We start from the raw sequence: 23,836 nt of genomic DNA, 5'->3' as shown, positions 1-23,836 counted from the left end.
TTGGGATTGGCTACAAGCTCGGGATTGTGTCCGGTATATTGGTACTTCTTTCCGGCAGCGTCATACTTAGCAGGCAAATTGCGTCCGGCCGGATCGAGACCGCCAATGCGGCCTCCGCTGCCGAAGACGAGATCCTGAAGAAGATCGACGGGGCCGGCACGGCGCTGAACCGGGCCCAGGCGAACGCCAAGGACATCCGGCTCTCCTTCTCCGTCGCCGAGGTGGACAGCCTCCTGGCCAAGGTGAATGCCGACCTTGCCAAAGGCACGTCCCTGATCGACGAGGCCGGCCGTCTCACCACCGTCGCCTCCGCCAAGAACGCCTACGCCAGCATCAAGACCAACCTGACCCAGATCGGCCAGGCGGTCAGCGAAATGGCCTTGGCGCAGAAGGCCGAACTCGAATCCTTCGACCGGCGCACCGGCATCACCGTGCGCTGGGACGGCGCCCTCGACGACGCGAAGGCCGCTCTGCTCGACCTCAATTCCCGCCAGGGCGAGAATGCGGTCTCCGACCTCGCCCTGCTCGACCGCAAGCTCCAGCAGATCAACCTGTCGGCCTGGCGCTTCATCGCCACCGAGGATTCCAAGCAGCTGCCGATCATCGAGATGAATGCCAAGGCCGGCCGCGCCACGCTGGATTCGGTCGCTCAGACCGCCGGCACCGACCCGCTCATCGCCACCACCATCAAGTCGGTGCGCGACTTCTTCGAAGAATATCTGAAGTACGTGCAGGAGGGGGTGGCCCAGGTCCAGCTCAAGCGGAAGATCCTTGAGGACCGCATGGGGCCGATCTCCCTTCAGGTCAACGATCTGCTGCAGCAGGCCAGCACCACGGCCTCGAACCAGTCCAAGGCCGCCGACGCAGCCTCGCTCGCCGCCCAGCAGAACGGCATGATGCAGATCCTGCTGTTTTCCGTCATCTCCATCGTCGCCGCGATCGTCTCGACGCTCTATTCCGTCTTCGGCATCGCCCGGCCCATCCGCCAGATCAGCGCCGCCATGGACGAGGTGTCGGGCGGCGATCTCTCCGCCCACATCCCCTACGCCACCCGCAATGACGAACTGGGCGACCAGGCTCGCGCCCTCACCGTGTTCCGCGACGGTCTCGCCGAGGCCGAGCGCCTGCGCGAGGAGCGCACCATCGAGGAGCGGGAAGCCGCCGAGACGCGCAAGATCGAGATGCACAGCCTTGCGGACCGCTTCGAGTCCGCCGTCGGCGCTGTGGTGAACATGGTGGCCTCCGCCGCCACCGAATTGCAGAACGCCGCTTCGACGCTCACCTCCACCGCCGAGGAGACCACCGCCCAGGCCACCGCCGTGGCAGCCGCCGCCAATCAGGCCACCGCCAACGTGCAGACCGTGGCCGCCGCCATCGAGGAACTGTCCGCCTCGGCGCGCGAGATCGGCGCCCGCCTGTCCCATTCGACGGAAGTGGCCGATCGCGCCGTCTCCGAGGTGGACCAGACCAACGGCCAGATGACCGAGCTGCGCGGCTCCGCCGACCAGATCGGCACCATCATCAGCCTCATCGACAATATCGCCGGGCAGACCAACCTGCTGGCGCTGAACGCCACCATCGAATCCGCCCGCGCCGGTGAGGCCGGGCGCGGCTTCGCCGTGGTGGCGCAGGAAGTGAAGGGCCTCGCCGGCCAGACCGCCAAGGCGACCGCCGACATTTCCGAGCGCATCTCGGGCATCCAGGATTCGACCGGGGACGTGCTCGGCGCCATCACCGGCATCGCCCGCACCATCGGCGAGATCAGCGAGGGCACCACCGCCATCGCCGCCGCCGTGGAAGAGCAGAACGCCACCACCGCGGAAGTGGCCCGCAACATCCAGCAGGCCGCCGCCGGCACCAGCGAGGTGACCGAGAACATCGTGGGCGTCGAGCGGGCGGCACAAGCCTCCTCCACCGCCGCCATGCAGGTGCTCACTTCGGCCACCGAGCTGTCGCAGCAGGCGGAGGCCCTGCGCGCCGAGGTGCAGACCTTCCTCCTGAGCGTGCGCGCCGCCTGATCCTCAAGCCCTTGGAGGCGGTGATAGATTCCGGCTCGCCGCCTCCGGTTCCGCTTAAGTATATTGCTTGCTGTTCTTATGCATACAGGTCCACATGATGGACCCTTCTGGAAAGAGGATATCTCCGCTGCTTTGCTGCTGACGTTTTAATCTTCACGAAGACTCGCATGCACGAAATGCGTGCAAGGTCCGAGCAAGCCACACGTCCCCTTGTTGTGACCCGAAATTGGCCATCTCGGATTGCGACGTCATGATGAAGCTGAAACTCGGAATTGGGCTGAAGCTCGGCATTGCTTCGGCCATCCTCATATTGCTGTCCGCCGGGGTGATCGTGAGCCGGCAGATCGCCATGTCGCAGATCGCCAGAGCCACCGAGGACGCGCGGCTCCAGGCCAGGATCTTCGACCAGCTCCAGGACGTCGGCCTCCTGCTCAGCCGCATCCGGGTGAGCGCCGCCGAGATGCGGCTGTCGTTCGCCAATCTCGACAATGAAAACATGATGAAGCAGGTCAACAAGGACGTCACCGCCGCCAAGAAGCGGCTGGACGATACCTTGGCCATCGAGACCCACGAGGACGACCGTCAGGTCTTCCGCAAGCTCCAGGGCCTGTTCGAGCAGATCGGCGTTGCCATCGCCGACGTCTACAAGACCGAGACCGCGCAGATGGACGCCATGGATGCGCGGCCCGGCATCCGCATGGCGGCACGCGTCGCCTTCTCCAACCTCGCCAACCGCCTGTCCGAGTTGGGTGACGAGGACGGCGCGCGCGAGGTCGCTCCGCTCGAAGCCATCCTCGACCAGGTCAACATGGCGTCGTGGAGCTACATCATCGAGGACGACACCAAGCAGCTGAACCTGATCACCGTCAACGAGGACACCGGGCGCAAGGCGGTGGACGCGGTCCGGGAGAAGATGGGCGGCATCGCCATGATCGCCCCCGACATCGACGCCGCCCGCAAGGCCTTCGACGACTACATCCAGTCGGTTCGCGACGGCCTCGCCCAGGTTCAGGCGCGCGAGAAGATCCTGAAGGACCGCGCCCAGCCGGCCATGGCCGAGGCGGCGAAGATCCTCCGCGAAGTGACCGACGAAGGCATCCAGCAGTCGAAGGAAGCCGACGAGTTCGCCAACACGGCCCTCGACAACGGCATGGGTCAGATCCTGATCTTCTCTCTCATTGCCATCCTCGCCGCCATCGGCGCCGCGATCTATTCCGTATTCGGGGTCGCGCGTCCCATCCGTCATGTCAGCGAGGCGATGGAGCAGGTGTCCGATGGCGATCTCTCCGCGCACATCCCCTATGAGGCGCGGCGGGACGAGGTCGGCGACCAGGCCCGCGCGCTGATCGTCTTCCGCGACGGGCTCGCCGAGGCCGAGCGCCAGCGGGAACTGCGCACGGTCGAGGAGCGCGCGGCGGCCGAGGCCCGCAAGGCGGAGATGGTGGCCCTGGCCGACAGCTTCGAGGCGGCGGTGGGCGCCGTGGTGGAGACCGTGGCGTCCGCCGCCTCCGAGCTGCAGTCGGCCGCCGAGACCCTCACCGCCACGGCGGAGGAAACCACCACCCAGGCCACGGCGGTCGCCGCCGCCGCGGGGCTGGCCACCTCCAATGTGCAGACGGTGGCCGCCGCCATCGAGGAACTGTCCGCCTCGGCGCGCGAGATCGGCGCCCGCCTGTCGCGCTCGTCGGAAGTGGCGGGGCGCGCCGTCTCCGAGGTGGACCAGACCAACGGCCGCATGACCGAGCTGCGCGGCTCCGCCGACCAGATCGGCACCATCGTCGGGCTGATCGACACCATCGCCGGCCAGACCAACCTGCTGGCGCTGAACGCCACCATCGAATCCGCCCGCGCCGGCGAGGCCGGACGCGGCTTCGCCGTCGTCGCCTCGGAGGTGAAGGAGCTCGCCAGCCAGACCGCCAAGGCCACCGCCGACATTTCCGAGCGCATCACCGGCATCCAGGGGTCGACCGGGGACGTGCTCGGCGCCATCACCGGCATCGCCCGCACCATCGGCGAGATCAGCGAGGGCACCACCGCCATCGCCGCCGCCATGGAGGAGCAGAACGCCACCACCGCGGAAGTCTCGCGCAACATCCAGCAGGCGGCGGACGGCACCAATGAGGTGACCTCCAACATTGCCGGCGTGGAACGGGCCGCCCAGGCCTCCTCCACCGCCGCCATGCAGGTGCTCACCTCTGCCACCGACCTGTCGAAGCAGGCGGTTGCGCTCCGCGCCGAGGTGCAGCGCTTCCTCGACACCGTGCGCGCCGCCTGAGCCGGCGGCACGGGCCGGATCCAGGGAGCCGGATCCAGGAAATCGGATCCAGGGAACCGGATTCAAGGGGCGGCCGAGAGGCCGCCCTTTTCCGTTCAATCGACACCTGGGCGACAGTCTCGCCGGATGCGGCGCCCGCGTCCGCGCGCGGATATTGCGGAAATATGACGATGGATTGCACAATACAGATCCGGGGTGCTCCCTGATCTGGGTCTGTCCCGGCCTAAAAATATAAATATTATAACGGGGTGGATAATGGCCAAGTTCAAGGTGGGGATTGGTGCAAAACTCGGTTTGGCCTCAAGCATAGTCGTCGCTCTGGCTTTCGGGATTCTCGTGAGCCGCCATTCGGCCTCGGCCCAGATCGCCGAGGCGGACCACGCCGCGGACACGCAAAGGAGCATTCTCGGCCACACCCAGCGCGCCGGCGCGCTGCTGGGACAGATCCAGCTCCATACCAACGACATCCGCCTGGCGTCGGCCGGCTGGGAAGTGGATGTCATCCTCGGCAAGATGTCCCTCGCCATCGCCGCCGCCAACGGGCAGCTCGACCAGGCAACCGCGCTTGCCATGACGCCCGAGGACCGGGACTTCTACCAGCGCATCAAATCCCGCCTCGGGGAAATCGCCACCGGCATCGCCGACCTCGCGGTGGCGGAACGGGCGGAACTCGCCACCTACGGCGCCCGCACCGACATCGCCGCGCGTCTGGAGAGCGCCCAGGACACGCTGAAGGCCGCGCTGAGCGATCTCGGCGAGGCCAAGGGCGAGGCAGCGGCGGCCACGCTGGCGCAGTTCGATCGCAGCTTGCAGAAGATCGACCGGGCCGCATGGCGCTACACCGCCACGGCCGACGCCGCCGAGATCGAGGCCGTCAACGAGGAGGAAAAGGCCGCGCGGCAGGCCCTCGCCATCATCGCGGACATCGGCCGCGGGACACCGGCGGTCGATGACGAGGTCAAGGCCATCAACGCCGCCTTGAATGACTATAGCGCCGCCGTGCGCGACGGCATCGCCCAGGCCCAGGGCAAGCGGGACATCCTGGACCAGCGCAACCAGCCGGCCATCGAGTTCGTGACCGCGCAGATCCAGGCCGCCGAGACCAAGGCGGGGGCGCAGTCCAGGGCGCTCGACACGGCCTCGGCGGAAGCGCTCACGGACGGCTTCTTCCGCATCCTCGTCCTCACCATCCTCGCCATCCTGGCGGCGGTGGCCTCGGGCCTCTATGCGGTGTTCGGCATCGCCCGGCCGATCACCAAGGTGAGCGCCGCCATGGACGAGGTGTCCGGCGGCGACCTCTCCGCGCCCATCCCCTATGCCACCCGCAATGACGAGCTGGGCGACCAGGCCCGGGCCCTCACCGTGTTCCGCGACGGCCTCGCCGAGGCCGAGCGCCTGCGCCACGCGCGCGAGGCCGAGGACCATGCGGCGGCCGAGCACCGCAAGGGCGAGATGCGGGCGCTGGCCGACCATTTCGAGCTGGCGGTGGGCGCCGTCGTGGACATGGTGGCCTCCGCCGCCACCGAATTGCAGACCGCCGCCTCGACGCTCACCTCCACCGCCGAGGAGACCACCATCCAGGCCATCGCCGTGGCCGCCGCCGCCAACCAGGCCACCGCCAACGTGCAGACCGTGGCCGCCGCCATGGAGGAGCTCTCCGCCTCGGCGCGCGAGATCGGCGCCCGCCTGTCGCGCTCGTCGGAAGTGGCCGATCGCGCCGTCTCAGAGGTGGACCAGACCAACGGCCGCATGACCGAGCTGCGCGGCTCCGCCAACCAGATCGGCACCATCGTCGGGCTGATCGACACCATCGCCGACCAGACCAACCTGCTGGCGCTGAACGCCACCATCGAATCCGCCCGCGCCGGCGAGGCCGGGCGCGGCTTCGCCGTGGTGGCGCAGGAAGTGAAAAGCCTGGCGGGGCAGACCGCCAAGGCGACCGCCGACATCTCCGCGCGCATCTCCGGCATCCAGGATTCGACCGGGGACGTGCTCGGCGCCATCACCGGCATCGCCGGAACCATCGGCGAGATCAGCGAGGGCACCACCGCCATCGCCGCCGCCATGGAGGAGCAGAACGCCACCACCGCGGAAGTGGCCCGCAACATCCAGCAGGCCGCCGCCGGCACCAGCGAGGTGACGATGACCATCGCCGGCGTGGAGCGCGCCGCCCAGGCCTCGTCGAGCGCCGCGGTCCAGGTGCTCACCTCGGCCACCGAGCTGTCGCAGCAGGCGGAGGCCCTGCGCGTGGAGGTGCAGACCTTCCTCCTGAGCGTGCGCGCCGCTTGACGCCTCCAGCTTCGCCCAGGAGCGGGGCGCAAACAAAAAGGGCGGCCCGGAGGCCGCCCTTTCACATCTCGATACGGACCCGAAGGGCCGGGTACCCTCACTCGGCGGCGCCGGCCTCGTCGTCGGTCTTCGGCTTGGCGGTGGTGTCCTCGCCGGTCACCTGGTCGATGCCCTTCATGGACAGGCGGGTCTTGCCGCGCTCGTCGAAGCCGACCAGCTTGACCTTGACCTTGTCGCCTTCCTTGACCACGTCCTTCACCTGCGCGACGCGCTCGTTGGCGAGCTGCGAGATGTGGACGAGGCCGTCCTTGGAACCGAAGAAGTTCACGAAGGCGCCGAAGTCCACCACCTTCACCACCGTGCCGTCATAGACCACACCGACCTCGGGCTCCGAGGCGATGGACTTGATCCAGTTGATGGCCGCCTTGATCGCCTCGCCATTGGCGGAAGCGATCTTGATGGTGCCGTCGTCCTCGATGTTGATCTTAGCGCCGGTCTTTTCCACGATCTCGCGGATCACCTTGCCGCCGGAGCCGATGACTTCGCGGATCTTGTCCACCGCGATCTTCATCACCTCGATGCGCGGGGCGTGCTCGCCCAGCTCGGCGCGCGCCGTGGTCAGCGCCTTCGACATCTCGCCGAGGATGTGGGCGCGGCCGTCCTTCGCCTGGGCGAGGGCGACCTGCATGATCTCCTCGGTGATGCCGGAGATCTTGATGTCCATCTGCAGCGCAGTGATGCCCGAAGAGGTACCGGCCACCTTGAAGTCCATGTCGCCGAGGTGATCCTCGTCGCCCAGGATGTCCGAGAGGACGGCGAACTTGCCCTCTTCCAGGATCAGGCCCATGGCGATGCCCGCGACGGGGCTCTTCAGCGGCACGCCGGCATCCATCAGCGACAGCGAGGTGCCGCAGACGGTGGCCATGGAGGACGAGCCGTTGGACTCGAGGATCTCGGAGACCACGCGCAGGGTGTAGGGGAACTCGTGCTTGGCCGGCAGCATCGGGCGGATGGCGCGCCAGGCGAGCTTGCCGTGGCCGATCTCGCGGCGGCCGGGCGAACCCATGCGGCCGGCTTCACCCACCGAGAAGGGGGGGAAGTTGTAGTGCAGCAGGAAGTGCTCCTTGTAGGTGCCTTCCAGGCTGTCGATGAACTGCTCGTCCTCGCCGGTGCCCAGCGTCGCGACCACCAGGGCCTGCGTCTCGCCGCGGGTGAACAGCGCCGAGCCGTGGGCGCGGGGCAGGATGCCGACCTCGGACACGATCTGGCGCACGGTGCGCACGTCGCGGCCGTCGATGCGGATGCCGTCATCGAGGATGGCCCAGCGCACGATCTTGGCTTCCAGGCCCTTCAGCACCTCGCCGATGGCCTGCGGCGCGGGCACCTTGGTGCCGTCCAGGGCCAGCTCTTCGAAATACTTCTTCACCTTGGACTTGGCAGCGCCGACCGCCTCGTAGCGGGCCTGCTTCTGCACGATCTTGTAGGCGGCGCGCAGGTCGGCTTCCGCGATCTCGCGGATCTTGGCTTCGAGCTCGGTGTGATCCACCGCCTGGAACGCGCGCGGCTCCTTGGCGGCCTTCTCGGCGAGGCGGATGATCGCCTGGATCACCGGCTGGAAGTGGCGGTGGCCGAACATCACGGCGCCGAGCATGATCTCTTCCGAGAGCTCCTTGGCTTCGGATTCGACCATCAGGACGGCGTCGGAGGTGCCGGCGACGACCAGGTCCAGCGCGCTTTCCTTCACCTCGTCGGTGGTGGGGTTCAGCACGTATTCGCCGTCGATGAAGCCGACGCGGGCGCCGCCGATGGGGCCCATGAAGGGCACGCCGGAGAGCGTCAGGGCGGCGGAGGCGCCGACGAGGCCGACGATGTCGGGATCGTTCTCGAGGTCGTGCGCCAGGACGGTGAGGACCACCTGGGTCTCATTGCGGTAGCCGTCGGCGAACAGCGGGCGGATCGGGCGATCGATCAGGCGGGAGACCAGCGTCTCCTTCTCGCTCGGACGGCCTTCACGCTTGAAATAGCCGCCGGGAATGCGGCCGGCCGCGTAGGTCTTTTCCTGGTAGTTGACCGTCAGCGGGAAGAAGTCGATGCCGGCCTTGGGCTCACGGGCGGACACGGCGGTGGCCAGCACCTTGGTGTCGCCATAGGTGACGAGCACGGCGCCATCGGCCTGGCGGGCCATCTTGCCGGTCTCGAGGACCAGCGTGCGGCCGCCCCAATCCAGCTCTTCGCGATGGATGTCGAACATGGGAAATCTCTTTCTGCTCAGGCGAAGCTAAGAGAGCCATGAGCAAGACGGCCGGACGCACCGCGCGCCGACGCTCCCCGGAACGGGGGCGGCTGCGACGGTTGCGTCCGGCGATCCTGCCATGACTTTCCTTGGACTTCGCGGGTGCGCGGCGAGCCCTGTGCCCACCGCGTCGGAAGGTTTCAGCGGAAGCGCCATCCGGCGGGTTCCGCGCGCGACGGCTCGAAACCGCGCGTTGTGGTCAGGTCGCGGAGGGCGGGCCGAACAGCCCGGCCATCCACGCAGATCGCGCCGCGGCGGCCGAACGGCCCCGGCGGCGCGCTTCCATATCCACTCCGTCGCCCGCATGCGCCGGGGCCTTCGCCCACGGCGCGCGCCGGGCAGCCGGCGTCAGCGACGCAGGCCGAGACGGCCGATCAGCGACTTGTAGCGGCCCTCGTCCTTCTTCTTCAGATAGTCGAGGAGGCTGCGGCGCTGCGACACGAGCTTGAGCAGCCCGCGCCGGGAGTGGTTGTCCTTGTTGTGGGACTTGAAGTGCTCGGTCAGGTTGGAGATGCGCTCGGAGAGGATCGCAACCTGCACTTCCGGCGAGCCGGTGTCGCCGGACTTGGCACCATATTCCGTGATGAGCGCCTGCTTGCGCTCGGCCGTGATCGACATCGGGACGTCCTTTTTCTGGTGTTGAAAGCGGCGACCGGAGCCATGAGGCGGAAAGGTCGCCAGACCGTTCGGCGGCCGGGCCGGGATGTCGTCCAGCGCGGTCGAAGTCGAACGGAAACGGTGCGGGCTTGCGCCCACGGCGCGCACTATACAGAAATCCGCGCCCACCACCAGTGCTAGTTGGATATGGGCCTAAGCCATTGATTCAGCGCCATCCCCGCCGCCAGAACGCGCCCCTTGGCCTGCCCTGGCGTGCAGCGGCCGACCCTTGCGCGCCAAAGGCGAGCGGGCGGCGCGCGCGGCGCCGCCCCTGAACGTCACTGGAGGCCGATGGTGGTCAGGTCCTGGAACCAGTGCTGCGCCTGCACGAAGCTCTTCACCTTCGGGTTCAGCGCGTGCGGGTTGGTGTCATGCACCACCCAGACCAGCGCCGCATCGTCCACCACCAAAGCGTGGACCTGGGCCATCAGCTCGTCCTGCTTCTTCGGATCGAAGGTCCGCTTCGCCTCGTCGATCAGGGCGTCCACCTGGGGGTTGTTGTAGGAGCCCCAGTTCACGCCCACCGGCGCCACCTGCCTCGAGTCGAAGAAGCGGATCAGCGCATAGAGCGGATCCGAGGTCACATAGGCGATGTTGTTGGCGGTAATCCCGGCGTTGATCGGATCCTTCGCCCCCTTGCGCCAATGGGTGTAGAGCGTCTCCAGCTCCACCACCTTGAACTCCACGTCGATGCCGACCTCCTTCAGGTTCTGCTGGATATATTCGTTCATCGGCAGCGACAGCATCTGGCCGGTGCCGCCCTGGGCGATGATGAAGGTGGTCTTCAGCGGCTTCTCCACCGAATAGCCGGCCTCCTTCACCAGCTTCTTAGCCGCCTCAGGATCATACTTGATGTCGAAGCTCGGCTTGCCGAACCACGGGCTCTGCGGGTCCACCTGCCCCTTGGCGGGGCTGGCGAGGCCATTCATCAGCGCCACGATGCCGTCGCGGTCGATGGCGAGATTGAGCGCCTTGCGCAGACGCACATCGGTCCAGGGCGAGCCGGGCAGCTTGGACAGGTCGTAGTTCCACACGTGCGGGGTGACGTTGGTGACGATCTTCATCCCCGCCGCCTTGAGCTGGGGCACCGCATCCGGTGCGGGGGTCTCGATGATGTCCACCTGGCCGGCCAGCAGCGCATTGGTGCGGGTGAGGGCTTCCGGCATGGGGATCAGGATGAGGCGGTCGGCCTTGGCGCTGCGCGCCTTGTCCCAATAGGCCTCGTTGCGCACCAGCTCCAGGCGCTCGCGGGGCACCAGCTTGTCCTGCTTGAACGGCCCGGTGCCGGAGGGATTGGCGGCGAACTTGTCCCAGTCCTTGCCCACCTTCTCATACTGGGCCGGGCTGGAGACCAGGAACCAGAGAAGCTGGTAGGGGAAGAAGCTGTCCACATCCTTGGTGGTGATCTCGACGGTGTAGTCGTCCACCTTCTTCCAGCTCGCCACCGAGGGCAGGCGGGTCTTCACCTGCGCCGCCTGGCGCTGGTCGAACTGGGGCGACTTGTCGTTGAGCACCTTGTCCAGGTTCCACACCACCGCATCGGCGGTGAAGTCGGAGCCGTCATGGAACTTCACGCCCTTGCGCAGGCTGAAGGTCCATTTCTTCGGGTCGGCGGGGTCCGCCTTCCACTCGGTGGCGAGGCCCGGCACCAGCTTGCCGGGCTTATCCGCCACATTCATCTCCCAGGCCACCAGCGGGTCGTAGAGCGTGTAGCCGGTGAATTGATAGGCACCGGCGCCGCGATCTGGCTGCCCCGTGGTCAAAGGAATGTCAGCCATGGAAATGCCGTAGCGCACCACGCTCTCGGCTTTGGCGGTGGCGCCGGCGAGCGCGACGCCCAAAAGAACTGCGGCAACACGAAACAGACGGCGCGTCATGCGACGGCTTCCTTCCTCAACGAACGGGACTCCCCCGCCGTTAGGGAAGCAAGAGGCATGCCGGATATGGCATGCCTCACGCCAGCGTCAGCCGTGTCTCAGTCCTCGTCGTCCGGCGCGACATCCGCCACCGGCCGGGGGGCGGCTTCGCGGACCTGCGGCCCACGAGGCGCCGCGCCACGGTTCTCGGGGCGCGGCCGGTGCGACTTGGCCCAGTTGAACACCCGGTGCGGCAGCACCTCGCCCCCTTGGGCATCGCCGATGGCGATCAGCGACTCCTGGCACAGGATGGCCACATGGCCGTCGAGGATGGGTGCGTCGCGCCCGCGCAGGATGACGCTCTGGCCGCAGCGCAGCCGGTGCGCGTCGGAGGGCGTCACCGAGAGCTGCGGGATCTCCTCCAGCGCCGCCCCCACGGGGTCGAGCGCCTCGAACAGGTCCGCGTCGCCGGACTCGGCGCGCGCCTTGAGCTCGTCCAGCGGCACCAGATCCTCTTCCAGGAACGGCCCGACGCAGGCCCGGCGCAGCATGGAGACATGGCCGCGCGTGCCGAGCAGCCGGCCGAGGTCGCGGGCAATGGCGCGCACATAGGTGCCCTTGCCGCACTCCGCTTCCAGCACCGCATGGTCGGCGTCCGGCCGCTCCACCAGCTCGATGCGGTGGATGGTGACGGGGCGCGGCTCCAGCACCACCTCCGCGCCCTCGCGGGCGAGGTCATAGGCGCGCTCGCCGGCGATCTTCAGCGCCGAATAGGCCGGCGGGACCTGCATGATCTGGCCGTGGAAACCCTCCAGCGCGGCGCGGATCTCCTCGTCCGAGGGGCGATGCTCGCTCTGCGCCACCGCCTTGCCCTCGCTGTCGTCCGTATCGGTCTCGATGCCGAAGGTGACCGCGAAGCGATAGGTCTTCCGCCCGTCCATGATGTAGGGGACGGTCTTGGTGGCCTCGCCCAGCGCGATGGGCAGGCAGCCGGAGGCGAGCGGGTCCAGCGTGCCGGCGTGGCCGGCCTTCTTGGCGGCGAACAGGCGCTTGACCACGGCCACCGCCTGGGTGGAGGTCATGCCGCTCGGCTTGTCCAGCAGCACCCAGCCGTCGATGTCGCGCTTGGGGGCGCGGGGCGCCTGATCGCGCTGCGGGCGCGGATCACGGCCACGGGGCGCGCGGGCGGTCAGGTCCGCCATCACATCCTCCGGGCGGGGAAAAGGCGCATTCATCAGTCTTCGTCCTTGTGGGAGGCGCCGGTCTCGGCATCGGTGTCGGAAGGTTCGGCAAGGTCGCGGGCCACATCCGGGCGGCGCAGCAGCGCGTCGATGCGCGCGCCCTCGTCGAACGAGGTGTCTTTCAGGAAGCGCAGCGACGGCACGGACTTCAGCTCCACCCGCCGGCCGACCTCGGTGCGCAGCTGCTTCTGGTTCGCCGCCAGCGCCTTGAGCACCGGGGTGATGTCCTTGCCGCCGAGCGGCATCACGTAGCAGGTGGCGATCTTGAGGTCCGGCGACATGCGCACCTCGGGCACGGTGATCAGCACGCCGGACAGCGCCGGGTCCATATGGTCGCCGCGCTGGAGCACGTCGGCGAGGGCATGGCGCACCAGTTCGCCCACGCGCAGCATGCGCTGGCTCGGGCCGGAGCCCGAACGGTCTTGAGTCTTCATGGGTCCAACCTTCTGCGGCCCGGCACTGCCGGCACGGGCCAACGGCAACGCGAAGCGGGGCGGACTTGGACCGCCGCGCTCCGGGTGAAAACAGACCCGCCGGCGCCACGCCCGGCCTCACATGGAGGGCCGGGCCGCGGGCCGGGCAAGGTCAGCGGCCGGAACGGCGGCGGCCGGGATGAACCCGGCCGCCGCAACCTCCGGCCTGTTCGGTCACAGCGACCGCTGGACGATCTCGACGCGATAGCACTCGATGACGTCGCCGGCGCGCATGTCCTGGTAGTTCTCGAACGACATGCCGCATTCCTGGCCCGCGACCACGTCCTTCACCGCATCCTTGAAGCGGTTGAGGGTGGCCAGCTTGCCTTCGTGGATCACCACGTTGTCGCGGATCAGGCGCACATGCTGGCCCCGCTCCACGGTTCCGTCGGTGACCCGGCAACCCGCCACCTTGCCGACCTTCGACACCGCGAAGATCTCCAGGATGAGCGCATTGCCCAGCATGGTTTCCCGGGTGATGGGCGCGAGCAGGCCGCTCATGGCCTTCTTCACGTCATCCACCAGGTCGTAGATGATGTTGTACTGGCGGATTTCCACGCCCGCCTGGTCGGCCGCGTCGCGGGCTTCCTTGTTGGGCCGGACGTTGAAGGCGATGATCACGGCACCGGAAGTTTCCGCCAGCGTGACGTCGCTCTCGTTGATGCCGCCGGCACCGGAATGGATGATCCGGGCCTGGACCTCGTCGTTGCCGACCTTCTCCAGCGCGCCGATGATCGCTTCCACCGAACCCGACACGTCGCCCTTGATGATGAGCGGGAATTCCTTGCGGCCCGTGGACCGCACCTGGCTCATCATCTGCTCCAGAGAGCCGCGCTGGACAGCGGAACGGGCCGCCGCCTTCTCGCGCTTCTGGCGCTGGCGATACTCGGTGATCTCGCGGGCACGGGCTTCGCTCTCGACCACCGCGAGACGGTCGCCCGCCTCCGGCGTGCCGCCGAAGCCGAGCACTTCCACCGGCTGCGAGGGACCCGCCTCGCCGGTGTTGGTGCCGATATCGGTGATCAGGGCGCGAACGCGGCCGAACTCGCCGCCGGCCACCACCACGTCACCCACCTTCAGGGTGCCGCGCTGGACCAGGACGGTCGCCACCGGACCGCGACCGCGATCGAGCTTGGCTTCCACCACGGTGCCTTCGGCCGGACGGTCCGGATTGGCCCTGAGGTCGAGCAGTTCCGACTGGAGCGCGATCAGCTCGAGCAGCTTGTCGAGGTTGATCTGCTTGGTGGCGGAGACCTCCACTTCCAGCGTCTCGCCGCCCAGGCTTTCCACCTGGACTTCGTACTGGAGCAGCTCGGAGCGCACGCGCTCGGGCTTGGCGTCGGGCTTGTCGATCTTGTTGATCGCCACGATGATCGGCACGCCCGCCGCGCGGGCATGGTTGATGGCCTCGGCGGTCTGCGGCATCACGCCGTCGTCCGCCGCCACCACCAGCACCACGATGTCCGTCACCTTGGCGCCACGGGCACGCATGGCGGTGAACGCCGCGTGGCCGGGGGTGTCGATGAAGGTGATCTTGCTGCCGGAGGGCGCCGTCACCTGGTAGGCACCGATGTGCTGGGTGATGCCGCCGGCCTCGCCCGAGACCACGGTGGTCTTGCGCAGGGCATCGAGCAGCGAGGTCTTGCCGTGGTCGACATGGCCCATGATGGTCACGACGGCCGGACGCGGCAGCAGCTGATCGGGCTCGTCCGCCTTGTCGAACAGGCCTTCTTCCACGTCCGATTCCGACACGCGGCGCACGGTGTGTCCGAGATCGGCGGCGATGAGCTCGGCGGTGTCGGCGTCGATCACGTCGGTGATCTTCAGCATCTGGCCTTGCTTCATCAGCATCCGGATCACGTCCACGGCGCGTTCCGACATGCGGTTCGCCAGTTCCTGGATCGTGATGGTCTCGGGCAGGATCACCTCGCGGGTGATCTTTTCCTTGCTCTCCTGGGCGCGGTGCCCGGTCATACGCTGGGTGCGGCGGCGGAACGAGGCGACCGAGCGCTGGCGCTCCTCCTCGCCCGACTGCGCGGTGACCAGCGTCAGGCGGCCGCGGTGCTTCTCGGCACCCGGGCCCTTGGGCAGCTTGACCGGCGCCACGGGGCGGGGCGGCGTCACGCCGCGGCGAGCGGGACGGCGGTCGTCATCCTCGGTCGCGCCGGTGGCCGGCGCGCCGGGAGTTCCGGCGGGACGCGGGGTGAGCGGGCGAGCGGTGGTGGAGGACGGCGACGCGCTGCCCGAGGGACGGCTGGAATCCTCGCCGAAGCGCTTGCGCGCCTCCTGCTCGGCCCGGCGCTTGCTCTCGTCCTCGTGGGCGCGGCGGCTTTCTTCCTCGCGCTTGCGCGCCTCGGCGGCCTCGCGCTCGGCCCGTTCGGCCCGATCGCGCTCGGCGCGGCGACGCGCCTCCTCCTCGGCCACACGGCGCTCTTCGGCCATGCGACGCTCTTCGACTTCACGCACGCGGGCATCGGCCAGCGCGCTGGCGCGGGCATTGCGCTCCTCGTCCGTCAGGGTGCGCAGCACCACGCCCGAGCCGCCGGGACGGTTGGCACCGGGACGGGCCGGGCCACCGGCGCCGGGACGGCGGTCGCGGTCACGCTCGCCGCCGGCACTGCCGGGACGCTGGCCGCCGGTACCGGGCGCACCGGGACGGCTGGGCGCACCGGAAGCGCCGGAGCGCTGCGGCGCGCCGGGACGCTGGGCCGCGCCGGACGAGCGCGAGCTGGACGAGCCCGACGACGAGGCGCCGGGAACGGTGGAGGCCGGACGCGGCGCGGGCGCGGCGGGACGCGGCTCCGGAGCCCGCGCGGCGGCGGGCGGGGGAGCGGCGGGCGCGCTCGGCGCAACCGGAGCCGCCGGCGCGGCGGCGACGGCGACGGCCGGGGCCGCAGGTTCCGGAGCAGCCGGGGCCGGCGCTTCGGGAGCCGCGGGCGCGGGCGCCTTGGCTTCGACCGGAGCGGGGGCAGGGGCCGGGGCGGGCGCCTCGACGGCGGGAGCCACGGGCGCGGCGGGTGCCGGCTCCTTGGCCTCGACCGGAGCAGCCGGCGGAGCCGGAGGCGTGGCGGGGGCGGCGGGACGCGGCGCGGGGGCGGCAGCCGGCGGCGCCGCCGGGCGCGGGGCGGCCGCTGCCGGAGCACTGGGAGCCGCGCCGGTGGCGCCGGCCTCGCCCGGAGCGATGACGCGCCGCTTCACCTTCTCCACCACGACCGCCTTCGAGCGGCCATGGCTGAAGCTTTGGCGAACCGTGCCCTGCTCCACCGGGCGCTTGAGAGTCAGCGTCTTGCCGGGGGCGGGGTGGAGCGTCTTGTCGCCGGGGGTCTTGGTGTCGTTCATTCCGTATCCGTTCCTTGCATCCGGTCGGGCGGCGGGCAATGCCCTTCCGGAGCGCTGGCGGCTGAGCCCATTCGCCAGCGCTCGAGCCTACGGCAGCGCGCGAGAAATCCCGCGGTCGTCGGATGCGCGAGCAGCGCTGCATGTACCACATTTGACCGCCCAAGCGCCAAGTCCAATTCGACACCAGATAGGCAGTCCACGATGGCCACCGGACGCATCCCGGCAGCCTCCAGCTGACGGGCGAACCCGTTCAGTTTCCGAATTCCGTCCGGACGTGCGTCCGAGGCGTGAAGAAGAGTTCTGACGGAGCCCTCGGTCAGGGCCGTCTCCACTTTGGTCGTGCCGGTGACGACCCGTCCCGCCTTGTTGGCGAGGGAGAGCGCTGCGCGGGTGTCGGCCACGAGCAGCGTTTCCACGAGATCCGGCAAATCGGGTGCGCTCGTGCCCTTGCCCTTGAAGGCACGGCCGAACGCCTTGCGCTTGATGGCCTGATCCAGCGCGGCGCGGGTCGCGGTGACCCAAGCGCCGCGGCCGGGCAGCTTACGGGCGAGGTCCGGAACGATCGCGCCGTCCGGCCCCACCACGTAGCGCAGCATGTCCGAGATGGGCGTGACCTGCCGCGAGGCAAGGCACAGACGGGCGTCGGGCGCCCGCGCGGCATTCAGCCCGCGCGGCCCTGCATCCGTCTCGTCCTGGTCCTCGCTCGCAAGCACGCCGGGTCATCTCCTTCGCTCTCAAGCGGATTCGGTGTCGGGATCGGCGTCTTCGCCGTCCGACTGGGCGTCATCTTCGGTGATCCAGCCGGCCGCGATGCGGGCCTGGAGGATCAACTGCTCGGCGTCCTCGCGGGTCAGCTCGAAGCCGTCCAGCGCGCCGGGGAACCGGACGGTCTCACCGTCCTTGCGCTCGCTCCAGCCCACCAGATCATCGGTGGCGCAGCCGGCGAGGTCCTCGGTGCTCTTGATGTCGCTCTTGCCGAACGCCACCAGCATCTTGGAGGTCACGCCGGGCACGGTCTTCAGGTCGTCCTCGACGCCGAGCTCGCGGCGCTCGTTGTCCAGCGCCTCTTCCACGTCGGCGAGGTGCTTGAGCGCGCGGGCCTGGAGCTCGCCGGCCGTCTCCTCGTCGAAGCCTTCGATGGAGGCCAGTTCGGAGATCGGCACGTAGGCGATTTCTTCCACCGAGGTGAAGCCCTCGGAGGTGAGCAGCTGGCCCATCATCTCGTCGAGGTCGAGCGCCTCGGCGAACATCTGGGTGCGCTCGGCGAATTCCTTCTGCCGGCGCTCGCTCTCTTCCTGCTCGGTCATGATGTCGATGTCCCAGCCGGTCAGCTGGGAGGCGAGGCGCACGTTCTGGCCGCGGCGGCCGATGGCCAGCGACAGCTGGGCGTCGGGCACCACCACCTCGATGCGCTCGCGATCCTCGTCGAGCACCACCTTGACCACTTCGGCCGGGGCCAGCGCATTGACGATGAAGGTGGCGATCTCGGGGTTCCAGGGGATGATGTCGATCTTCTCGCCCTGCAGCTCGTTCACCACCGCCTGCACGCGCGAGCCGCGCATGCCGACGCAGGCGCCGACCGGGTCCACCGACTGGTCGCGGGAAACCACGGCGATCTTGGCGCGGGAACCCGGATCGCGGGCCACCGCCTTGATCTCGACGATGCCGTCGTAGATTTCCGGCACTTCCTGGGCGAACAGCTTCGCCATGAACTGCGGGTGAGTGCGGGACAGGAAGATCTGCGGGCCACGCGGCTCGCGGCGCACGTCGTAGATATAGGCGCGGATGCGGTCGCCGGTCTTCACCACTTCGCGCGGCAGCAGCTCGTCGCGGCGCAGGATGGCTTCGCCGCGGCCCAGGTCCACGACCACGTTGCCGTATTCCACGCGCTTGACGAGGCCGTTGGAGATCTCGCCGATGCGGTCCTTGTACTCGTCATACTGCCGGTCGCGCTCGGCCTCGCGCACCTTCTGCACGATGACCTGCTTGGCCGACTGCGCGGCGATGCGGCCGAAGTCGAAGGGAGGCAGGGTGTCGGCGATGGTGTCGCCCACCTGCGCCGCCGGATTGTGGCGGCGGGCGCCGTCCAGCGTGATCTCGACGGCGGAATTCTCCACCTCGTCCACCACCAGCAGGTGGCGCGCCAGGCGCAGCTCACCGGTGCGGGGGTTGATCTCGGCGTGGATGTCCGTCTCCTGGCCGTAGCGCGAGCGCGCGGCCTTGGCGATGGCGTCCTCCATCGCCGCGATGACGATGCTGCGGTCGATGGTCTTTTCCCGCGCGACCGCGTCGGCGATCTGCAGCAGTTCCAGGCGGTTTGCGCTGACGGCGACCATCAGTGCGTCTCCTTCGCTTTGGACTTTCCTCCCCGCAGGGCGCGGGAGGCCGGATTGGTGGTGGCGAGATCGGCCACCTCGGTGGCCGACAGGCGGGCCTTGGCAGGCTTCGCCTGCGAGGCTTCCGCCTTCTCGGCCTTGGCCGCCTTGCGCGCGACCTTGCCGGCGCGCTTCTCGACCTTTTCGGCGGCCTTCTTGGCATTGGCCCGCTCGGCATTGGCGGCATCCTTGGCCGCCTTGCCGTCGTCATCATCCTCGAAGTCGTCTTCGGCCGCGTCGTCCTCGCCGAGGCCGCGCTCGGCCGCCTTGGCGCGGCGCAGGGCCTCGGTGATCAGGGCGTCGGTCAGCACCAGCTTGGCTTCGCCCACGTCGGCCACCGGCAGCTCGACCTCGGGCTCCTCGCCCTTGGGGGCATCGGTGCGCTTCAGCACGGCGGAGCCTGCCTTGGTGCCGATGAGGATGCCGCGGAAGCGCTTGCGCCCGTCCACGGGCACGGCCATCTCCACCTTCAGCTCATGGCCGGCCCAGCGATCGAAATCGGACAGGCGCACCAGCGGGCGGTCGATGCCGGGAGAGGAGATCTCCAGGCGATAGGCACCGGCGATGGGATCTTCCACGTCGAGCACGGGAGAGATGGCCCGCGAGGCGGCCTCGCAATCATCGATGGTCATGGAGCCGTCGGCGCGCTCGGCCATGATCTGGCACGTGCCGCCGTCCCGCGCGGTGATCTTGACCCGCACCAGGCGCAGGTTCAGGTCGGCCAGCACGGGAGCGACGATGGCGGCCACGCGGGCGGCCACCCCGGTCTCGATGATGAGGCGCGGCTCGTTCGGATCCAGCGCGTCGATGATCTCGGTCATGTCCCTCCGGGACGGATGCTTGGCTCGGATGCCGCCCGCGAGGACGGGCATCGCAAATGTTCTATGGCGGCGCGCGGGCGCCGGGGAGCCAGGGAAGCGACCGGATGATCCGCGTAAGCAGAAAACGAGCGGGCCCCGGCGGGGACCCACTCTCATCACCTTCGACACCGATGGCTCTGAGGTATCCCCACTGGGGACGGCGCTAATATAGACGCAAAACCAAAAGGTGCAAGCCATTGCGCGGGACGGTCCGTGACGCACCGCAATGGCGGCTGCGGGGAACCGGCCGCGGGGTCACCCGCGGCCGGATTGCCGGATCAGCCGGCCTTCTTGAACTTCGCCGCTTCCTCGGAACCCGAGGTGGCGTTGCCGGCGCTGTAGGAATGGGCGCCGACACCCGCCAGCTTGCCGCCGTCGACGATGAGATATTCATCGCGGATCGGCCGGCCCTCGAACCAACACTCCAGGATTTCCCGCGTGCCGGCCGCATAGCGGGTCTGGGCGGAGAGCGAGGTGCCGGAAATGTGCGGGGTCATGCCGTGGTGCGGCATGGTCCGCCAGGGGTGGTCCTGCGGCGCCGGCTGCGGGAACCACACGTCGCCCGCATAGCCGGCGAGCTGGCCGCTCTCCAGCGCCCGGACGATGGCGTCGCGGTCGCACAGCTTGCCGCGCGCGGTGTTGACCAGATAGGCGCCGCGCTTGAACAGCTTCAGCGTGTCCGCGTTGACCATGTGCTCGGTCTCGGGATGCAGCGGGCAATTCAGCGTGACCACGTCGCACACCTGGTACAGCTCCTCTCGGGTGGCGTGCCAGGTGAGGTTCAGCTCCTGCTCCACCGCCTCGGGAAGCCGGTGGCGGTCGGTATAGTGCAGGTGCATGTCGAACGGCTTCAGGCGGCGCAGCACCGCAAGGCCGATGCGGCCGGCGGCCACCGTGCCCACGTGCATGCCTTCCACGTCATAGGAGCGGGCGACGCAGTCGGCGATGTTCCAGCCGCCCTTGCGCACCCAGTCGTGGGACGGGAGGTAGTTGCGGACGAGGCCGAGGATCATCATCACCACATGCTCGGCGACGCTGATCGAGTTGCAATAGGTCACCTCGGCGACGGTGATCTTGTTGTCGATGGCGGCCTGGAGATCCACGTGGTCGGAGCCGATGCCGGCGGTGAGCGCCAGCTTCAGCTTGGGCGCCTTGGCGATGCGCTCGGCGGTGAGATAGGCCGGCCAGAAGGGCTGGGAGATCACCACCTCGGCGTCGTGCAGCTCACGCTCCAGCACACTGTCGGGCCCGTCCTTGGACGAGGTGACGACCAGTTCGTGGCCCAGCGATTCGAGATAAGTGCGCAGGCCCAGTTCGCCCGACACGCTGCCCAGCATGGTGCCGGGCTGGAAATCGACGGCCCTGGGCGTGGGCAGCGTCTGCCCGCCCGGATACTGGTCGATCTTCGGCAGATCGTCGCGGGCATAGGTCTTGGGGTAGCCGTCGATGGGATCGTCATAGAGAACGCAGACAACCTTGGCCATGTTTCCTCCTGTCACGGCATGGCCGCGCACCGGCGCGCGGGCGCGGCACCGCCGTGGATCGGTTTGTTATGTGGTCTGGCTTGGAGATGCCCTGAAAACGGCACGGAGCGCCTGAGGCGTCCGTGCCAGTGCGTTTCAGGGTCAGAGATGCGGCGCGCTCGGCACCAGCATGGACATTCAAGCCAGCCGGAACGCGGCCGTCCAATCGTTTGCGCGCACCGATCGATCGCCCGGGCCTATGATGCCCCGCCGCCCGCCGCTTCATCCCAGGGCCAGCGCTCGGCGAGGCGCAGGAAGGCCGCCGCCACCGGCGCCAGGGGATCGCGCTCGGCGATCACCAGGCCCACCGGCTGGACCCATTCCGGATCGCTCAGCGGCACGGCGGCGATGCCGGGGATCCGGCCGAAGATGTGCAGATGGGTGTGCGGGACGATGCTGGCCCAGGCGCCGGAACAGACCTGCGACCACACGCCGAAGAAGGTGTTGGCCTCGATGCGCGGCAGCGAGACGACGCCGGCGCGCGCCAGTGCGGCGTCGATGATCTGGCGGTTCTGCATCTCCGGCGTCAGCAGGCACAGGGGATGCGCCGCCGCCTCGGCCCAGCTCATGGTCTCGGGCAGCGCGCCGCCCGTCGTGGCCCGCACGAAGACGTAGCGCTCCTCGAAGAACGGCAGCCAGCGCAACCTGGCGGGGCGGGTACCGGTGAGATAGCTCACCCCGGCGTCCAGCACCTGGTCGTCCAGGCCGCGCTGGATGGCGAGCGCGCTCAGCGACTGCACCTGCACCCGCACCGCCGGGTGACGGTCGCAGAAGGCGTTGAGCAGGCCGGTCAGCGCCGGCAGCGTCGGCGGCACGGCGCCGAGGCGCAGCACGCCGGAGAGCCCGGCCTCGGAGCCTTCGAGCTCCTGCCGCATGCCGTCATAGTCGTTGATGATCCGCTGCGCCCAGGACAGCACGCGCGTGCCCTGCTCAGTCAGGCCCATGAAGCGGTGGCCGCGCAGCACCAGGGGCTGGCCGAGCTCCTCCTCCAGCTTGCGCAGGCCCGCCGACAGGGTGGGCTGGGAGACATGGCAGGCCTCGGCCGCCCGGCCGAAATGCCCCTCCCGCGCCACCGCCACCAGATAATGCAACTGGCGGACAAACATGCTGGCTCCGCGACGCAATGAGGACCGGGGCAAACTATATTTGGCCTGCTACAGCAGCAAGCAAAAGGCGCCCGCCCGCGTCAATGAAGCCCAGCCCCGCAGCGCATCCCGCGACGGTGTCTGGCATGCTCCGGCCACAGGAAAAGGGTGATCGCCCGTGTCGAGAACCGAACGTCTGCTGGCCCTGCTCCAGTTGCTGCGCCGCCACCGGCGTCCCGTCAGCGGCCGGACGCTCGCGGCTGACCTGTCGATCAGCCTGCGCACGCTCTATCGCGACATCGCCACGCTCCAGGCCCAGGGCGCCCATATCGAGGGCGAGCCCGGGGTCGGCTATGTCCTGCGGCCCGGCTTCCTGCTGCCGCCCTTGATGTTCTCGGTGGAGGAGATCGAGGCCCTGGTCCTGGGCACCCGCTGGGTGACGCAGCGGTCCGACGACCATCTGGCCAGCGCGGCCCGGAACGCCATCGCCAAGATCGCCGCGGTGCTGCCGGGGGACCTGCTGGAGGAGCTTGAGGCATCCTCCCTCCTGGTCGGCCCGGCGGCGGCGCAGGCGGGCCCGGACCTCCCCGCCATCCGGGCGGCGATCCGGGCCGAGCAGAAGGTCCGCATCGCCTACGAGGCGGGCGACGGCGTGGCGACGGACCGGGTGATCTGGCCCTTCGCGCTGGCCTTCTTCGATCACGCCCGCGTGGTGCTCGCCTGGTGCGAGCTGCGACAGGGCTTCCGCCATTTCCGCGTCGATCGCATCAGCGCCTTCGACCAGACCGGGCAGCGCTATCCCCGCCGCCGCCAGACGCTCCTGCGGCACTGGCGGACGGCGGAGGGCATCCCGCCCCGGCCGTGACCATGCTGACAAAAACTGACAGTGGTGCGCTCTAAGGTCCGGCCATCGTTCCCAACGGAGGCCCGACGTCATGTTCAATCCCGGCTACATCCTGCTCTATGTGCAGTCGCCCGAAACCAGTCGGCATTTCTACACGCCCCTGCTCGGCTGCGCACCGGTGGAAGTCTCGCCCACCTTCGTGCTGTTCGTGCTGCCCGGCGGCCTGAAGCTCGGCCTGTGGGCCCGTGACGGAGTGGAGCCGGCGGCCCCCTCCGTCGGAGGGGCGGAACTGGCGATGCCGGTCGACCGCGCGACGCTGGACGCCATGTATGCGGACTGGACGGGCAAGGGCCTCCCCATCCTGCAGGAACCCGCCGACATGGACTTCGGCCGCACTTTCGTCGCCTGCGATCCCGACGGCCATCGGCTGCGGGTCTTCCATCCGGCGCCCCGCTAGGTGGTGTGGACAGTTACCTGATCCACAGGACGATGGCAGCGATTGTGACGATGGCGAGGTAGTTTCGCGCGGTCTTCTCGAAGCGGGTCGCGACACGCCTGAACTGCTTGAGCTTGGAGAAGCAGCATTCGATCAGGTGGCGCTGAGCGTAGAGGTGCCTGTCGAGGCTATGCTTCCTGGCGCGGGATGGATTGGACGGGATGACCGCCTGCGCGTTCCTTGCCGCGATTGTGGCGCGCAGGGCGTCGCTG

The 23,836-nt window shown here is 68.8% G+C and carries 17 protein-coding genes; 5 read left to right on the top strand and 12 right to left on the bottom strand.

Annotated features, from left to right (window positions below; translation table 11 throughout):
• Nucleotides 1-38 precede the first annotated feature (38 nt).
• From YU1_RS0125880 to YU1_RS0125870, 3 genes are all read left to right on the top strand, one after another.
• Nucleotides 39-2,018, top strand: a complete 1,980-nt coding sequence (locus YU1_RS0125880) for a methyl-accepting chemotaxis protein (RefSeq protein WP_051357389.1) — start codon at nt 39-41, stop codon at nt 2,016-2,018.
• Nucleotides 2,019-2,268: 250 nt separating this feature from the next.
• Complete coding sequence (locus tag YU1_RS0125875; RefSeq protein WP_245263458.1) at nt 2,269-4,293, top strand: methyl-accepting chemotaxis protein; 2,025 nt, start codon at nt 2,269-2,271, stop codon at nt 4,291-4,293.
• Nucleotides 4,294-4,629: 336 nt separating this feature from the next.
• Nucleotides 4,630-6,582 carry a methyl-accepting chemotaxis protein gene (locus YU1_RS0125870; RefSeq protein WP_051357387.1) on the top strand — a complete coding sequence of 651 codons (1,953 nt, stop codon included), beginning with the start codon at nt 4,630-4,632 and terminating at the stop codon, nt 6,580-6,582.
• 97 nt (nt 6,583-6,679) lie between these two features.
• Here the strand turns inward: YU1_RS0125870 and pnp are convergent, their stop codons facing one another.
• The 11 genes from pnp to YU1_RS0125815 form a co-directional block, all read right to left on the bottom strand.
• Nucleotides 6,680-8,833, bottom strand: coding sequence for a polyribonucleotide nucleotidyltransferase (pnp, locus tag YU1_RS0125865; protein WP_029006486.1), 2,154 nt, complete (start codon nt 8,831-8,833; stop codon nt 6,680-6,682).
• 390 nt (nt 8,834-9,223) lie between these two features.
• Nucleotides 9,224-9,493, bottom strand: a complete 270-nt coding sequence (rpsO, locus tag YU1_RS0125860; protein ID WP_029006485.1) for a 30S ribosomal protein S15 — start codon at nt 9,491-9,493, stop codon at nt 9,224-9,226.
• Between the two features lie 317 nt (nt 9,494-9,810).
• Nucleotides 9,811-11,409 carry an ABC transporter substrate-binding protein gene (locus YU1_RS0125855; protein WP_029006484.1) on the bottom strand — a complete coding sequence of 533 codons (1,599 nt, stop codon included), beginning with the start codon at nt 11,407-11,409 and terminating at the stop codon, nt 9,811-9,813.
• Nucleotides 11,410-11,507: 98 nt separating this feature from the next.
• Nucleotides 11,508-12,590, bottom strand: coding sequence for a tRNA pseudouridine(55) synthase TruB (gene truB, locus YU1_RS31455; RefSeq protein ID WP_245263457.1), 1,083 nt, complete (start codon nt 12,588-12,590; stop codon nt 11,508-11,510).
• Between the two features lie 32 nt (nt 12,591-12,622).
• Nucleotides 12,623-13,063, bottom strand: a complete 441-nt coding sequence (gene rbfA, locus YU1_RS0125845; RefSeq protein WP_029006483.1) for a 30S ribosome-binding factor RbfA — start codon at nt 13,061-13,063, stop codon at nt 12,623-12,625.
• A 213-nt stretch (nt 13,064-13,276) separates the two neighbouring features.
• Complete coding sequence (infB, locus tag YU1_RS0125840) at nt 13,277-16,441, bottom strand: translation initiation factor IF-2 (RefSeq protein WP_029006482.1); 3,165 nt, start codon at nt 16,439-16,441, stop codon at nt 13,277-13,279.
• Nucleotides 16,438-17,154 carry an RNA-binding protein gene (locus YU1_RS31450; protein ID WP_035716785.1) on the bottom strand — a complete coding sequence of 239 codons (717 nt, stop codon included), beginning with the start codon at nt 17,152-17,154 and terminating at the stop codon, nt 16,438-16,440. Before YU1_RS31450 ends, infB begins: the two co-directional genes overlap by 4 nt.
• A 21-nt stretch (nt 17,155-17,175) precedes the next feature.
• Nucleotides 17,176-18,777: a transcription termination factor NusA gene (nusA, locus tag YU1_RS0125830; protein WP_029006481.1), complete on the bottom strand. Its 1,602-nt coding sequence runs from the start codon at nt 18,775-18,777 to the stop codon at nt 17,176-17,178.
• Nucleotides 18,777-19,637: a ribosome maturation factor RimP gene (rimP, locus tag YU1_RS31445; protein ID WP_051357385.1), complete on the bottom strand. Its 861-nt coding sequence runs from the start codon at nt 19,635-19,637 to the stop codon at nt 18,777-18,779. The genes nusA and rimP overlap by 1 nt, the downstream gene beginning before the upstream one ends.
• A gap of 317 nt (nt 19,638-19,954) precedes the next feature.
• Nucleotides 19,955-21,160, bottom strand: a complete 1,206-nt coding sequence (locus YU1_RS0125820) for an NAD-dependent formate dehydrogenase (protein ID WP_029006480.1) — start codon at nt 21,158-21,160, stop codon at nt 19,955-19,957.
• 236 nt (nt 21,161-21,396) lie between these two features.
• The gene (locus YU1_RS0125815) at nt 21,397-22,305 is read right to left on the bottom strand and encodes a LysR family transcriptional regulator (RefSeq protein ID WP_029006479.1); all 909 of its coding nucleotides are present in this window, start codon (nt 22,303-22,305) and stop codon (nt 21,397-21,399) included.
• A 157-nt stretch (nt 22,306-22,462) separates the two neighbouring features.
• Between YU1_RS0125815 and YU1_RS0125810 the strand changes: the two genes are divergently transcribed.
• Nucleotides 22,463-23,149, top strand: a complete 687-nt coding sequence (locus tag YU1_RS0125810) for a helix-turn-helix transcriptional regulator (RefSeq protein WP_029006478.1) — start codon at nt 22,463-22,465, stop codon at nt 23,147-23,149.
• A gap of 70 nt (nt 23,150-23,219) precedes the next feature.
• Entirely contained in the window at nt 23,220-23,585 is a 366-nt protein-coding gene (locus YU1_RS0125805) for a VOC family protein (protein ID WP_029006477.1), read from the top strand.
• A gap of 13 nt (nt 23,586-23,598) precedes the next feature.
• On the opposite strand, the gene YU1_RS0125800 is transcribed toward YU1_RS0125805, so the two are convergent.
• Nucleotides 23,599-23,836 (bottom strand): IS5/IS1182 family transposase (locus tag YU1_RS0125800; RefSeq protein WP_029004616.1); only part of this gene is annotated, 238 nt, incomplete at its 5' end.

Origin of the sequence: Azorhizobium doebereinerae UFLA1-100, from assembly GCF_000473085.1 — a bacterium.
Classification (GTDB): Bacteria; Pseudomonadota; Alphaproteobacteria; order Rhizobiales; family Xanthobacteraceae; genus Azorhizobium; species Azorhizobium doebereinerae.
This window is presented reverse-complemented; position numbering and strand designations above follow the sequence as displayed.

Coding starts and splice junctions, on each gene's coding strand:
- YU1_RS0125875 (WP_245263458.1), top strand. CDS start 2,269: ATGATGAAGCTGAAACTCGGAATTGGGCTGAAGCTCGGCATTGCTTCG.
- YU1_RS0125855 (WP_029006484.1), bottom strand. CDS start 11,409: ATGACGCGCCGTCTGTTTCGTGTTGCCGCAGTTCTTTTGGGCGTCGCG.
- YU1_RS0125805 (WP_029006477.1), top strand. CDS start 23,220: ATGTTCAATCCCGGCTACATCCTGCTCTATGTGCAGTCGCCCGAAACC.
- YU1_RS0125815 (WP_029006479.1), bottom strand. CDS start 22,305: ATGTTTGTCCGCCAGTTGCATTATCTGGTGGCGGTGGCGCGGGAGGGG.
- rimP (WP_051357385.1), bottom strand. CDS start 19,637: ATGACCGAGATCATCGACGCGCTGGATCCGAACGAGCCGCGCCTCATC.
- rpsO (WP_029006485.1), bottom strand. CDS start 9,493: ATGTCGATCACGGCCGAGCGCAAGCAGGCGCTCATCACGGAATATGGT.
- nusA (WP_029006481.1), bottom strand. CDS start 18,777: ATGGTCGCCGTCAGCGCAAACCGCCTGGAACTGCTGCAGATCGCCGAC.
- infB (WP_029006482.1), bottom strand. CDS start 16,441: ATGAACGACACCAAGACCCCCGGCGACAAGACGCTCCACCCCGCCCCC.
- rbfA (WP_029006483.1), bottom strand. CDS start 13,063: ATGAAGACTCAAGACCGTTCGGGCTCCGGCCCGAGCCAGCGCATGCTG.
- truB (WP_245263457.1), bottom strand. CDS start 12,590: ATGGCGGACCTGACCGCCCGCGCGCCCCGTGGCCGTGATCCGCGCCCG.
- pnp (WP_029006486.1), bottom strand. CDS start 8,833: ATGTTCGACATCCATCGCGAAGAGCTGGATTGGGGCGGCCGCACGCTG.
- YU1_RS0125820 (WP_029006480.1), bottom strand. CDS start 21,160: ATGGCCAAGGTTGTCTGCGTTCTCTATGACGATCCCATCGACGGCTAC.